This is a genomic window from Rosistilla ulvae (genome assembly GCF_007741475.1).
Lineage (GTDB): Bacteria > Planctomycetota > Planctomycetia > Pirellulales > Pirellulaceae > Rosistilla > Rosistilla ulvae.
Genome location: NZ_CP036261.1, coordinates 1,245,667 through 1,259,938, shown reverse-complemented (window position 1 = coordinate 1,259,938; position 14,272 = coordinate 1,245,667). Strand labels below are relative to the sequence as shown.

The following is a 14,272-nucleotide window of genomic DNA, read 5'->3' as shown; positions in this document are numbered from 1 at the left end:
CAACGGCAAACGATATCGCCGCAGAGCGAAAGCGATCAGAACGCGCATCGCGGACGTTCCAATCCGAGCGTTTCCCCCCTTCGCAACGCGCACGGTTGCTTTATTTCCCCGCCAGAAGCCACTAGGTTGATTCCTCGCGCCGCCGAACGATTAGACTCGCTTTGGTCGGTTAGAGCTGACTTTGAACTGAATCTCTCCAGGAGTCGTTTTTATGATGCGGACGTTGCTGCTGCTTTTGCTCGTGTCTGTGCCATCGACCGCGATGACCGCGGATCGCCCCAACATCCTGTACATCATGTCGGACGACCACGCCGCGCCCGCGATCTCCGCTTACGGCAGCCGATTAGCCGAGGTTGCCCCGACGCCCAACATCGACCGATTGGCGAAAGAGGGGGCGTTGTTCACCAACGCCTTCTGCACCAATTCGATCTGTTCGCCATCGCGAGCGTGCGTGATGACGGGCCAATACAACCACACCAACGGCGCGTTTGATCTCAGCGGCCGCGTCGCTCCCGGCGAACAGATGCTGGCGATTCAGATGGGCAAGGCGGGTTACCAAACCGCGATGATCGGCAAGTGGCACCTGCACCATGAACCGGCCGACTTCGATTATTACTGCGTGCTGCCCGGCCAGGGGAAATACCACGACCCGGAATTCCTGGTTCGTGGCGACAAGCCGTGGGGAAAAAACAAACTGCAGTTTCCGGGCAAACATTCCAGCGATGCGATCACCGACCTGACGCTCGATTGGTTGAAAGATGGCTGGGATCAAGAGCAGCCATTCTTCTTGATGCATCATTATAAAGCGCCTCACGATTACTTCGAAAACGCCGAGCGTTACGAATCGTATCTGGCCGATGTCCAGATCCCCGAGCCCGACACGCTGTGGCATCGCGATCCCAAGTTTGGATCGCTGGCCACGCGAGGTGCCAACGACGAACTACTGCCTCATATCGGCACGTCGATCGGCGGACGCAACCTGCGGCGATCCTACCTTGGCGATCTACCGTCACTCTATCCGAACGAGTTCCCCAAGAACTTTGATCCCGCCAACTACAGCGACGAAGAAAATACGCGGTTCGCCTACCAGGCCTACCTGAAGAAGTATCTCCGCTGCGTCAAAGGGATCGACGACAATCTGGGCCGGTTACTCCAACATCTGGAACAAACGGGGCAGATCGACAACACGATCATCATCTACACCGGCGACCAGGGTTTTATGCTGGGCGAGCACGACTACCAGGACAAGCGTTGGATGTTCGAAGAATCGCAGCGGATGCCATTCCTGGTCCGCTATCCCAAAAGCATTCCGGCGGGGAAGCGGTACGACACGATCATCGAAAACGTCGACTACGCCCCGACGATGCTGGCGTTGGCCGGCGCCGAGATCCCCGCTTCGGTTCAGGGGCGTTCGTTTAAGTCGCTGCTGGAGACCGGCGACGAACCGGCCGACTGGAAGCAAGCGGCTTATTATCGCTATTGGATGCACATGGCTCACCACGACAATCCGGGGCATTTAGGCATTCGAACCAAGACGCACAAGCTGATCTACTTCTACGGCTGCAATTACGACGGCGGTTATCAAACGCCAGCGGGCTGGGAGCTTTACGATCTGGTAAACGATCCGCAGGAGACACGGAACCTCTACGACGATCCCGACCAAACGGAACGGGTGGCTGAACTGAAAGCCCAACTGGCTCGGCTGCGGCAAAGCGTGGGAGACGACGGCAGCCATCATCCGAAGTGCGAGGCGATCGTGCAGGAGTTCTGGGATTACGACGAAGCCGATCGCGCCAAGGCGAGGAAGATCTCCCACCAATACCTGCAGCGCCGCTTAGCCGAACTGAAGGCGGGCAAACTGAATACGCGAACGTGGCAGGGTGAGTAGACCGCGAGAGAGCGACCTACCGAAGAACCGCAACTCGCTGCAGTCCTGGGAGCCACGTCGTGGAGACGATCGAAGCGTGGCATCGATCCGAATTCGCTGACGATCGTTTCAACGACCGCAGCGACGGCAGGAGGTAGTGTTCGAAGAACCTAGTCGACGTCGACGCGGTTGACGACGGTCCAACCGGGAGCGGTTTGGCGAACGGTCTCTTGAGCGAGCTGCTTGTGATAGAACGAGCGAACGCGGCCGCTGATGCACAAGCATTCACCATCTTCGACGATCTCCAGATCGCGGAGCTCGGTGATTGGGCTTTCGTGCAGACGATTTCGAGCAACAACAGACGATTGCGGTTCGAGCGTGTCAATCATTAGATATCCTTATCGTGGGACGCATGGATAAAAAAGACGTTGGAGAGGAACGTCGTGCTGCAAATCTCATTGCATAACATGCTGTTTCTGCGGGACCATTGGCAAGCAACGATGGATGCAATGGCTGTCCTTGTAAGTTATTGCCGAGCATGTGCAAATGTCAAGTGAGCAGATTGGCAGCTCCCCCGTTTTATAAAGGTTTTGACTCACATGGGGCCCTTTTGTCTCCCCCCACCTTGCAACGCTTTCAGCTCGTCGCCGAGCTGGAATTCTCTGGAACATTTGCTAGCACGAGACCGCGACTCGGCCAGACGACACCAATTGTTATGCTAGCAAAAACTTTCGCATTTTTTTCGATTCGTCGGCCCGGCGCGAGTCAGTTGTGTGAGGGTTTGCCCGATGGCCCTAAATCGCACGGGCAGGGGGCTGGCAAACAGTTCTCCATTGCTCGCGACTGGACTCTGCGTTGATAAAGCTCCGGAGACTGCCCACCCCCAAACCATCCCCAAGCTCCCCAACACTCAAACCCTCCCCGCAACTTCTCTTCCGCCATCGAGCTCGGCTCGCTATAAGCTTTTCTGTGTTTGCTTGTCTATTCATCGGAGGGATTGGTTGTGGATCAGGGTTCGCTTCGTCGCGTCGCTGTCTTGCTGGACAGTCTCGATCAGGTCACGGCGTCCCAGTTGCTGGCCAAGATGCCCCCATCGCGAGCGGCTCAGGTTCGGTACGCAATCTCACAACTGTCCGGAATCGACCCGCTGGAACGGAAGATGGCGATCGCCGACTTCATGCAGAAGTCCCAGAACGCCACGGCTTCGCGGCCTACCCCCGTCGCCCCTGAGCCCACCGCCGCGGCAGTTCCCGCCACTACAACCTCTTCGCCAGCGGAGAACTCCGCCGAAGAAGAAGCCGAATCGCGTGACCCGCTGCACTTCCTGAACGAGATGCCGATCCGTGCGCTCGTCAGCGCCCTGTCGGACGAACACCCGCAAACCGTTGCGATCGTGCTGGCTTCGATGCAACCGTCGGTCGCCGCTCAACTGCTGGCCGACCTGCCGACATCGGTCTGTAAATCTGCGATCCAACGACTGGCCGCGATCACCGAGATCCCCAGCCAAGCGTTGCAGGAGATCAGCGAGCACCTGCAATCGTTGATGAAAAAGGTGACGCCAGCCGAACCGCAAGCGGGCAGCCGCTCGCTCGCCTCGATCCTGACGCACCTGGACCTCGACCAACGCAAACAGATTCTCTCCGAACTGCCCGATCTCGCTGCATCGTTGCCGCCAGAGCCCGTTGCTCCCGTGGATTCGGCGCCGCCAGAGCCACCGCAGCAGCTGGATGAATGGGATTCGGGAGCGATCGAATCGGCAGAGGTCGTCGATGAATTGCACCTAGATCTCGACAGCGAACCGACGCCCATCGATTTTGCCCCGATCGAACGCTTGCCCGCCGATGCGCTCCGCCGCGTGCTGTTGGAGGTCGAGGTCGACACCGCGATCCTGTCGTTGTGCGGGATGGACCCGCGCGTCGTCCAGCGGTTGCTGACGATCCTGCCTCGCAACCAACGCCGCGAGGTGCAAGATCTGATGCGGAAGATCGACAACGTCGAATTGCGTCAGATCGATGCCAGCCAACGCGAACTGTACGACGCGGCGATGCAATTACACGACGCCGGCAAGCTGCCCGAATTGCATCTGCCAGCGTCGGCTCCCTCGCGAATGAGTTTCGCCGCGTAAGCGAAGCGTTTGCCTCCTTTAACCCATTCCATCGAGTAACCGACCGTGTCGACCATTCTGAAATCCAAATCGGGCAAACAGGATCCTGGCTTCTCGGGCGTGGCTGGGTTTAATCTCGACGACTTTGCCAATCGCGCGTCGCAAGAAGTCGCACGGGCTCAACAAACCGCCGCGGCGATCATCAAGCAAGCGCATGCCGACGCCGAAGCGATCCAACAGCAAGCTCGCGAAGCCGGTCGCGAAGAGGGACTGAAAGAGGCCAACGAAGTGATCGACCAGCGGGTCAAAGTCGCTGTCGATTCGGCGGTCCACAGCCGCTTGGCAACGCTCGAATCGGCGATCGATCAGCTGTGGGAAACGGAAAACGATTGGTTGCAACAGTGGCAACAGAACACGCTGGAGATCGCATTTGAAGTCGCACAAAAGCTGACTCGCAATGCGATCAACCAAAACGACGAGATCCTGCTGGGATGGGCCAACGAAGCGCTCGATGCAGTCCGCGGAGCGAGGAAGATCACGCTGGCCGTCCACCCGGAAACGTTAAGCGTCTTGGGGCAACAACTCGATCGCGTCGTCCGCCGCCCCGGCCTGCCTCAGGAAACGCACATCGAACCGGACGAAGCAGTCGAACCGATGGGCGTCGTGGTCCGCCAAGAGGGCGGACACATCGATTTACAACTATCGACACAACTAGAAAAACTCGCCCAACACCTGGGCCTGCAAAGCGAAGAAGAATGAATCGGGCGGAAACCGTCCCCACGCAATCCCTTCCCGGGAAGCGACCGCAGCCAATGGAAAACGCATGAAGAACGCTCCCTTCCCCGAACTGGTGAAAGCCGACGATTACCGCCAGACGATCCGCAATTCGATCGACGGCCGCGTCGTCGGGTCGGTCCATGCGATCGTCGGTAATCGGGTCGAGGTCCGCGGGCTGAGCGTGCCCGTCGGTTCGATCTGCACGATCCACACCCGCAGCGGGCAAAAGGGCGCTGCCAAGGTGATCGGCTTCCGCGACGATTCGCCGATCCTGGCGGTGATGGATGAATTATCAGCTCTCTCGTCGGGCGATCCGGTCGAACTGCAGAGCCACAGCGTGAACCTGCGATTGGGCGAGGGGCTGATCGGCCGCGTCGTCGACGCACTGGGCCGCCCATTGGACGGACGCCCGCTGCCCGCTTCGCTGACGTCCACCTCGATCAACATGGAACCGCCCGCGTCGTTGGATCGACCGCCGATCGAGACCGTCTTCGAAACGGGGATCCGTTCGATCGATGGGCTGCTGACTTGCGGGCTCGGACAACGGCTGGGCATCTTTGCCGGAGCCGGTGGCGGCAAGAGTACCCTGATGGGCATGCTAGCCAAGAACTCCAAAGCCGATGCTGTCGTGATCGGATTGATCGGCGAGCGTGGACGCGAGGTCCGCGAGTTCATCGAGCACACGTTGGGCAAAAAGGGAATGGCTCGCAGCACGCTTGTCGTTTCGACCAACGATCAACCGGCAACGATGCGGATCCAAGCGGCTTGGACCGCGACGGCGATCGCGACAGCGCTTCGCGACCAAGGCAAAAACGTCGTCCTGTTGATGGATTCGATCACCCGTTTTGCAACCGCTCAGCGAGAGATCGGTCTGGCGGTCGGCGAACCTCCCACAACCCGCGGCTATCCGCCGTCGGTCTTCTCGACGCTGCCCAAGTTGGTCGAGCAATCGGGTCGCACCGAGCGTGGTTCGATCACCGCGTTTTACGCCGTCCTGGTCGACGGTGACGACAACAACGAACCGATCAGCGACAACCTGCGTGGATTACTCGACGGCCACTTTTTCCTCAGCCGCAAACTCGGATCCGAAGGGCACTGGCCGGCGATCGACGTCCTGGAGAGCCTCAGCCGTCTGCAGACCAAACTGATCCCGGCCAATTCGCTAGCCGCCGCGACTCAGCTGCGCAAATGGTTGGCCAATTACCGCACCAACGAAGACCTGATCAACATCGGAGCCTATCGCGCGGGGACCAATCCCGAGCTCGACAAGACGATCGAGATGCAGCCGATGTTGAAGCAATTCCTGACGCAAAAATCGAACGAGGTCTCGCCCTTGGCGATCACCATGAAGGCGATGCAAACGCTTGCGGGCTAAATCGCACAGCGTTTCCCAAACGATAACCACAGCTCGGCAACGGATTTGCCGATTCCCAAACCAACGCAAACAAGGATGACCTGGCGATGAAAGGATTCAAATTTCGACTCGCCTCGCTGTTGAACCTGCGTTGCAGCGAGCGCGATGCGGCGCGGCGAGGCGTCGCCGACGCGACTCAGGCGTTGGGAATCCTGGAAACGCAGATCGCCGACAAAAGCAGCGAACTGGAAAATCTGAAGACGCAGCGCGGCACCCATTTAAAGGGGAAGATCAGCGTCGACCAATTGTTGGCTCAGGGACGCCATGAAATTCTCGTCGAGCAAGAAAAAGCTACACTTCAGCAGCAGGTCGGCCAGGTCAACGTCGAATTGCGAAAACGAGAACTGATCCTGCAGACAGCCGATCAAGAAGTCAAACGGATCGAAAAGCTGCGCGATCGCGCGTTGCAGACGTATCGCGACACAGAACAAGCGAGGCTGCAGGCCGAAATGGACGAAGTCGCCGCCGTGCTGCACCAGTCGGCGGAACATAGCTTACGTGGGACTTAATCGATGTTAACCAAAGGAATCGCTGCGTTTTGCGTCGCCACCGTGCTGACTCAGCTGTTGGTCGTCGGGGTTCTTGCGGTCCGCGGCAACCTGAACGCCGCCAGCACCACCAAGATCGTGGGGCTGATGAACGGCATCGACATCTCGGGCGATCGGGTCGCCGATAGCATTCGCGCGGCCAAAACCGAACCGATCCCCAGCTTCGAAGAGGTCTTAGCCGAGCGGGCTCGCGATGGGCTGGAGATGGATCTGCGGCGCCGCGCCCAAGAGAACTATTACAACCAATTGCAGGTGGTTCAGGAGCGGCTGCGATCGAAAGAATCGCGTTTCGACACGCGAAAAGACGCTTTCTACCGCAAATTGGCCGAACTTTCCCAAGGCGTTCAGGACGAAGCGATGCAGTCGCTGCAGTCGACGCTGGAGTCGTTGCCACCGGCGACCAGCAAGGATCAATTGATCCGAATGTTAGATGGGGGTGACCTTAACGACGTCGTTGCAATCGTTAAAGCCATGCAGGCTGACAAACGAAAGAAGATCTTAAGGGAGTTTGTCTCGCCCGAAGAAGCGGACAAACTGCAACAGATCCTGAACCACATCGGTGCAGGCGAACCTGAAAAGACAGTCATCGATAAGGCTCGCGACGAGTAGCGATCTTCTGGCCGGACCCCATGTCCGCCCCGGGGCGAACTCGGGTCGAGTGGGGAGGTTACGCGATGGGCGACTCGATTTCGCTCAACTCGATCAACGCAATTCGCCGAGGCAATAATGCTTCGTTGCAATTGCAGTTGGATCCGACCGACCTGACCAGCGGCTTTGCCCAAATCTTTGAAGCCGCTCCGGCGACGCGCGAGCGGCCGCAGCCCAAGGCCGACGAACCGGCGGCCCCCAAAGCGACAAACAAGCCCGATTCGGAAGATCGCGACGACGATGAGTCGTACGATTCCGCGGCCGTTGGACAAACCGCCGCGACACCGATCGCACAAACATCCGAACCACTGGAAGCTTCGGTCGAAGAACCGATCGCCGCCGAAGCAGGCCTCGCCGATCCGGATCAGCAGCCGGCATCGGCCACGCCCAACGGCGAAGAGCTCGATGCGGAAGCCAACGAAAACGTAGCGGCTGTCGCGCCAACCGACAGCGCCGGCGAGAACGCTGCGGCAACGGAAGCTGATTTGGCCGTCGATGCAAATTCGTCGGACACCGCAGAATCGACGCCGTTGGACACCCCGATCGAGAACGTCGAAGCGACCGAGCAGCCCGAAGCATTCGAGGAATCGCTGGCCGAAACCGACACGACATCCGAACTTGTCGCGGAACCGGTTTCCGATGCGGCCGATCAGCAGGATAGCCAGGTGGTTGCTGTCGCCCCGGTTTCGGAATCCGATCCCAACGTAGAACCAGAGGATCCAGCGATCGCCAAAGCGGCGGCAGAAGAACTGGAACCAGCGATCGCCCGCAGCGACGTGGAGCCGGGATCACAGAAATCGAAACGGCGATTCAGCAAGGATTCAGGCGAAGAACGGATCGTCGGGCTGCCCAACGGAACCCAGCCGCCCGCCGATTCGGTGCAGCCGGCTTCGACTCAGCGACCGGCCGAAGGCACGTCGCCAGCGATCGTCGCGCCGGCCGAACTGGCCGTCGCCGAAGAGCTTCCGGTCGACCTGCCGTCGGTCGACGCAACCGCAGCGCTGTCGCAACCTGTGCCCGAAGCGGAACCGGCCAGCCAGTCGGCTGCCACATCGATTCCCATCGCCGCAGCAAAACAGACCGAAGCCGCCGCTCGGTCGAGCGCGACGCCATTGGCCGACGCCGCACCAACGATCGGTTCGGCAAAGATCGAAACGGCGGGGAATGCAACGACGGCGACAGCCGCCAAAGCCAAGTCGACCGATACGAATCCATTGGACCAAGTCGACCGAGCGAAGTTGCTGCAACGCGTCTCGCGCGCCTTTCAGCAACTGGGGACCGACGGCGGCAGCCTGAAGATCCGCCTGCACCCGCCGCGACTCGGATCGGTTGGGATCGACGTCAACGTCTCCGGACGGAAGATCAACGCGCGGATCGTGACCGAATCGGAAGCCGCCTCGCACGCGTTGCGAGAGAATCTACACGACCTCAAAAACCGGCTGGCCGAACAGGGATTTCAGATCGAATCGATCGAGATCGGCATGGAAAGCGAGATGGGGACGTCGCAAGGCGGCCAACAGGAACAGCGTGAAACGTTCCAAAACTTCGCCGCACCGCCGCGGCCACCGATGCCCGAACCGGTCGCCCCAACCGAACTGCCGCAGGAGATCGGCAGCTCGACAGGATCGTCGACCGAACAGCTGGATCTTGTCGCCTAACGATCTTCGGCTGCCGCGGCCGGAGATCATGCGGTAGCCATTGAGGGTGCGTTGGGGAAGAAACTGCAATGGTGGCCGAAGGGATCGACGGCGTATCATCGCCGGGAACAAATTTTTTATTCTCCAATCGCCCCCAGGAATGTCGGATGTCTCAAATTGCTGCAACAGGTGCTACCTCATCCGCTAGCAGTTCGGCGGACGCTGCCGAGAGTGGACTCAACGACCTGAATCTCGACGACTTCTTGACGCTGCTGATCACCGAAATGCAGAACCAAGATCCGTTGAATCCGATGGAAAACGCGGAAATGCTGCAACAGATCGGTCAGATTCGCGAGATCGGTGCGACCAACGATCTGACCGAAACGCTGGGCAATCTTTCGCTCAGCCAACAGCTGACAACCGCTAGCAACCTGATCGGCCGCGAGGTCTCCGGACTCAGCGACGACGCCGAAGAGATCAGTGGAAAGATCGATCGGGTCTCGGTAGAGACCGATAGTGAGGGCGGAGATTCCCGGAATGTCAAAGTTCACATTGGTGAAAAGACGATACAAGTAGGGAACATCCGGGAGATCGTCGAAGGCTAGCCAGCTAGCATACTCTCCCGCGACGATTTGATCGCAATTAGGGAATGAGCATGGGACTGGCATCTGCACTCAGCACGGCATTGACGGGCCTCAGCGCCGCTGAAACCCAGATCGATGTAATCGGCAACAACTTGGCCAATGCGCAGACGGTTGGGTTTAAAGCCTCGACCGCTGTCTTTGCGACGCAGTTCTTGCAGACCCAATCGCTAGGTGCTGCGCCGACCGCCGAAAACGGCGGTACCAACCCGCGCCAGGTTGGTTTGGGTGTGCAGGTCGCCGAGATCACCCCCGACTTCACCCAAGGGACGATCGAAATCAGCTCGACTCCATCGCACCTGGCCATCCAGGGCGAGGGCTTCTTTATCGTTGAGAGTTCTCAAGGCGAGAATCTGTACACGCGGAATGGAATCTTCAAGCTCAACAGCGAAAACCAGTTAACCACGTCGACGGGCCAGCGTTTGCTTGGGTTTGGTGCCGACGAATCGTTTCGTATTCAAGAGACACAGCTCGAACCGATCACGATTCCGCTGGGCAGTGAATCGGTCGCTCGGGCGACAAACGAAGTCACCTTCGAAGGAACGCTGACGCCCAAGGGGGAGGTCGCAACCGCTGCTGAAGTGATCCAAAGCGCGATCTTGGGGGATGCTGCGGTCCCACGTCCCGACGGCAGCGACATCAACATTGGTACATCACCGGTTCCATCGTCGAATAGTGTCACGACAACGGTCGCCGGAGGTGGCGCGCTAGCTGCGGGCAATTATCAGTATCGGTTCACCTACGTCGACAACGCTGGCCGTGAAACGGTCCCCAGCGCGCCGATCTCGGTCAACGCAGCAACCGGTCAACAGATCACCCTTGGCAGCCTGCCCGCCTCCCCCTCACCAGAATACACTTCGGTGAACATCTACCGTACCGAGGCGGGGGGGAGCGAGTTTTTCCAACTCGACACCGCCGCGACCGCTGGCAGCTACATCGACGACGGCTCCGTCGCCCTTTCGACGACTCCACTGGACACCGACACGCTTAGCGGCAACTACACCTACATGGTGACGTATCACAAAACGGGCTCAACCGAGAGCATTCCGAGCGTTCTGATCGGTCCTCAAAACGTCGTTGATGGCCGGATCACCATCGACAATTTCCCGATCCCACCAACTCCGCCAACCGGAGGTGGTTTCCCTGAATACGATGAAATCCGCATCTATCGCAACCTGGCGAACGACCAGAACAATTTCTATCTGGTCGACACCGTCTCCCCCTACGATACGTATACCGATAGCAAATCCGACGCGGAGATCGCCGATCTGGACATCACGGGGAACAAACTGTTGGATCTCGACGGGCCCACGATCAACAGCAACACGCTGTTGACCAACGTCCTTAAACGGGACGGGCTCAACTATTCACCCGTCTTCACCGTGGGAACAATGTCCTACCAGGGTGAAAAAGGGGATCGCTTGCTGGGAACGAAAGAACTGGAGATCACCGCGACCTCCACGGTGCAAGATCTGATCGATTTTGTCGAATCGGCGTCCGGTATCCAGATCCTGCAGGTCGATTCACAAAACCCGATCCCGGGGTCGGAGAACAATATCCCCGGTGAAACCGGAACCTTGATTCCAGGTGGCTACATCCAGGACGGTGCGATTCGGTTTGTCAGCAACAACGGCGAATTGAATGCTTTGGACATCGATCTAACAGCGTTCCGGATCGAAGACGATCTTGGAAACGTCACCGTTCCCAACCTCGCCTTTGGAACAATTCAAGAAGCGGTAGGAACCAGTGCGGTCGCCGACTTTGTCGTCTACGATTCGCTCGGTAATCCCTTGGACATGCGAGTAACGACTGCGCTGGAAGAACGGACCGACGAACAGACCGTTTATCGTTGGTACGCCGACAGTTCGGAAAACCAGTCGACCACCAGCAACGGGATCTCCGTCGGCACCGGCTTGATTCGATTCGACGGCAACGGCAACTTCATCTCCGCATCGAACACCGAAGTGAATATCAACCGCAGCGGATCGCCTAGTATTTCGCCGCTGCAATTCGAACTCGATTTCACTTCGGTATCCGGCTTGGCCACCGATACGGCCTCGCTCGCCGCGACTCGACAAGACGGTTCGGCTCCCGGTGTATTGACCAGCTACGTTGTCGGTGAAGACGGTATCGTGCGTGGCGTGTTCAGCAACGGTGTGACCCGCGACCTCGGACAGATCCAGCTCGCCCGTTTCGCCAACCCCGCCGGCCTCGACCAACGCGGCCAGAACCTTTACGCCCAAGGCATCAACACCGGCCTGCCGGTTCAAGGTGGTCCCGGCGAAAACGGTATCGGAGCGATCCGCGCCGGTGCGTTGGAATTGTCCAACACCGACATGGGTGCCGACCTGGTCGACCTCGTGCTCGCCGGAACGCAGTACCGGGGCAACACGCGGGTGATCACTTCGACTCAAGAACTGTTGGACGAATTGCTGAACCTGGCGCGTTAACCTTTGACCCGCTGACGCAACTGCTGCAGCATCGCTTCGACCAGCTCGGGATGTTTTTCGGCGATGTTTGTTGTCTCACCATCCTCGCCGCGATGATCGTACAGTTCGACGTAGCCATCGCGATGGAGGATCAAGCGGTGCGTGTCGGTACGAAGCGTTTGAGCCTTGGCGTACGAGACCGCTGGATGCCCGGCGGCATCTGCCGATTGGAGAATCGGCGTCAAGGAAACTCCGTCGACAAAATCGGGCTGCGGCAGACCGCTCAGACTGCACAGAGTCGGAAAGATGTCGACGCTTTCGACGATCGACCGCGTTGCTACGCCTGGATTGGGCAGACCGGGATGGCAGATCACCAACGGCGATCGCAACGACTCTTCAAACAACGCGTGCTTCCCCCAGATCCCGTGCTCTCCCAAATGCCAGCCGTGGTCGCCCCATAACACAATGATCGTGTTGTCCTGTTGTCCCAGCTGATTCAATCGCTCCAAGAGCTTGCCAACCTGAGCGTCGGCGTACGTGACACACGCTGCGTAATGCTTCCGCACGGCGGTCGCAAATTCGGCATCGTGATTCGGATCCTTGCCCCAACGGTTGTATCGCATGAACTCTCCCGATCGGTGCCACGTCGTCTTTCCCGACGGCTTCTCCGGATGAGAAATCGGCGGCAGGGTGAGATCGCGATAGGGCTGCATGTATTTTGCAGGAGCTCCAAACGGCAGATGCGGTCGGATGATACCAACGGCCAAAAAGAAAGGCTGCTCGCCGTCGTCGCCGCTCAATCGATCTAACTGACGCAGCGCTTCGTCGGTGATCAAGCCATCGGGATAGATCGAATCGTCCCCTTCGCTCGATTGAATCAGATCCATCTTGGAAGGGTCGTGACGGATCTCGCCGTGGGCCAAACCATGCATCGCGCCGCGTGGATGCTGCCACGGTCCGGCGGGCAACAGATGGCGATCCCACGAATGCGGCATCTCCAATTTATCCTCCTGGTCCCAATTGGAGCCGCCTCGTCCGCCGGGATGATGCGAGACCTTGCCAACCGAAACCGTCGTGTAGCCGTTTTGCCGAAACCAGGCAGGCATGCTGGCGGAGACCGAGTCGGCATTTTTCGCGATCTGAGCGGCTCGCTTAAACAGTGCCCCGTTGTCGCTGGGACCATAACGCCCGGTCAGCATCGCAAACCGCGACGCTCCGCACGTCGGGGCTTGAACATAATGGCGTTCGAAGATCCGACCGCGAGCCGCCAATGCGTCGATATTCGGCGAGCGAATGTACGACTTCCCAAAGCAGTTCAATTCGGGTCGTAGATCGTCGACACAGATCAATAAAACATTGGGACGCTCGGCAGCCGATGAGACCAACGGTGCCAAGACGAGACAAGCAAACAGGAGCATCAAACGCATCGAAGTGGAAACCTCAAAAGAGAAAACGGATCGCAACGACGATCCGCTATTCTAGTTCAGTCCCATCCCCCCTGCTTGCCGCACCGATTCGAGACTTCGCCGAAACTGCGATTCAACAGCCCATCGACTACCGGATCGCAGTAATCCGTCACGACTCGCAAGCGAAGATAAACGCAACGCATGGCGGTTTATTTGCCGACGCTGACAACCACCGCACCATCGGGCAGGACCATGCCGGGGTACAGATCGCCAAATCGATGTCCACTCGCGGGCGTTGCATTGGTGCTCAACACCCTCGCCGCGTTGACGCGATAGCCGAATGGTGAAGTATTGAGGGCCGGACTTCGCACTCCGACGTGACCGCGAGCGTGCCGGTGGTTGCTGTAATAGTCGCCGTAGGTGTAGTGTCCTGCCGCGCCGCGAGCTCCAGCTTCGGAATGATAGAACATACCATGACCATAGCCTTGCGCCGAAGCGTTCGATGCACCCAACGCAGCAACGCAGGCGAATGCCAAAACGACGACGGTGAGTTTAGTCTTCATCTTTGAATCCTTGGGATTGAGCTGAGCATGTCGCCAGAGCACTCGTCCGCACGAAAGCAACAGCGGGGAATTTTCGGAATGCAGAATCGATAATGCAAAGCGAATGCCAACGCGAGTTTGAGCACAATTTCGGCTGCAAACATCATCGCTTTACCGTTCCGCCGCATGCTCCTTGATCGCCCCGAGCAATCGCTGCTCACCTACCATCTGCAAACCGGTTCCAACCGCCAGCGACTGC

General features: G+C 58.7%; 12 protein-coding genes. 9 read left to right on the top strand and 3 right to left on the bottom strand.

All coding sequences use genetic code 11. The features are described 5' to 3' along the window. Positions 1-214 precede the first annotated feature (214 nt). Positions 215-1,888: a sulfatase family protein gene (locus EC9_RS04620; protein ID WP_218934798.1), complete on the top strand. Its 1,674-nt coding sequence runs from the start codon at positions 215-217 to the stop codon at positions 1,886-1,888. A 149-nt stretch (positions 1,889-2,037) separates the two neighbouring features. On the opposite strand, the gene EC9_RS04615 is transcribed toward EC9_RS04620, so the two are convergent. Beyond that, on the bottom strand, positions 2,038-2,256 hold the full coding sequence (locus EC9_RS04615) for a BON domain-containing protein (RefSeq protein ID WP_145118264.1): 219 nt from the start codon (positions 2,254-2,256) through the stop codon (positions 2,038-2,040). 614 nt (positions 2,257-2,870) lie between these two features. Here EC9_RS04615 and EC9_RS04610 point away from each other — a divergent pair. The 8 genes from EC9_RS04610 (at position 2,871) to EC9_RS04575 (ending at position 12,086) form a co-directional block, all read left to right on the top strand. Further along, entirely contained in the window at positions 2,871-3,992 is a 1,122-nt protein-coding gene (locus EC9_RS04610; protein ID WP_145342761.1) for a FliG C-terminal domain-containing protein, read from the top strand. Positions 3,993-4,037: 45 nt separating this feature from the next. After that, positions 4,038-4,730 carry a FliH/SctL family protein gene (locus EC9_RS04605; RefSeq protein WP_145342759.1) on the top strand — a complete coding sequence of 231 codons (693 nt, stop codon included), beginning with the start codon at positions 4,038-4,040 and terminating at the stop codon, positions 4,728-4,730. Positions 4,731-4,794: 64 nt separating this feature from the next. Further along, positions 4,795-6,123 (top strand): FliI/YscN family ATPase, encoded by a 1,329-nt coding sequence (locus EC9_RS04600; RefSeq protein ID WP_145342757.1) that lies wholly within the window; start codon positions 4,795-4,797, stop codon positions 6,121-6,123. Positions 6,124-6,209: 86 nt separating this feature from the next. Then, positions 6,210-6,671 (top strand): flagellar export protein FliJ, encoded by a 462-nt coding sequence (locus EC9_RS04595; RefSeq protein WP_145342755.1) that lies wholly within the window; start codon positions 6,210-6,212, stop codon positions 6,669-6,671. A gap of 3 nt (positions 6,672-6,674) precedes the next feature. Then, positions 6,675-7,319, top strand: coding sequence for a hypothetical protein (locus EC9_RS04590; protein ID WP_145342753.1), 645 nt, complete (start codon positions 6,675-6,677; stop codon positions 7,317-7,319). Between the two features lie 65 nt (positions 7,320-7,384). Continuing rightward, a complete protein-coding gene (locus tag EC9_RS04585) occupies positions 7,385-9,016 on the top strand; it encodes a flagellar hook-length control protein FliK (RefSeq protein ID WP_218934582.1) in 1,632 nt (543 codons plus the stop codon). 146 nt (positions 9,017-9,162) lie between these two features. Next, positions 9,163-9,600: a flagellar hook assembly protein FlgD gene (locus EC9_RS04580; RefSeq protein ID WP_145342749.1), complete on the top strand. Its 438-nt coding sequence runs from the start codon at positions 9,163-9,165 to the stop codon at positions 9,598-9,600. A 50-nt stretch (positions 9,601-9,650) separates the two neighbouring features. Next, on the top strand, positions 9,651-12,086 hold the full coding sequence (locus EC9_RS04575; RefSeq protein ID WP_145342747.1) for a flagellar hook-basal body complex protein: 2,436 nt from the start codon (positions 9,651-9,653) through the stop codon (positions 12,084-12,086). Here EC9_RS04575 and EC9_RS04570 read toward each other — a convergent pair. Then, complete coding sequence (locus EC9_RS04570; protein WP_145342745.1) at positions 12,083-13,492, bottom strand: sulfatase; 1,410 nt, start codon at positions 13,490-13,492, stop codon at positions 12,083-12,085. The two genes, EC9_RS04575 and EC9_RS04570, sit on opposite strands and share 4 nt — an antisense overlap. A gap of 188 nt (positions 13,493-13,680) precedes the next feature. Then, the gene (locus EC9_RS04565) at positions 13,681-14,034 is read right to left on the bottom strand and encodes a hypothetical protein (RefSeq protein ID WP_145342743.1); all 354 of its coding nucleotides are present in this window, start codon (positions 14,032-14,034) and stop codon (positions 13,681-13,683) included. Positions 14,035-14,272: the final 238 nt, after the last annotated feature.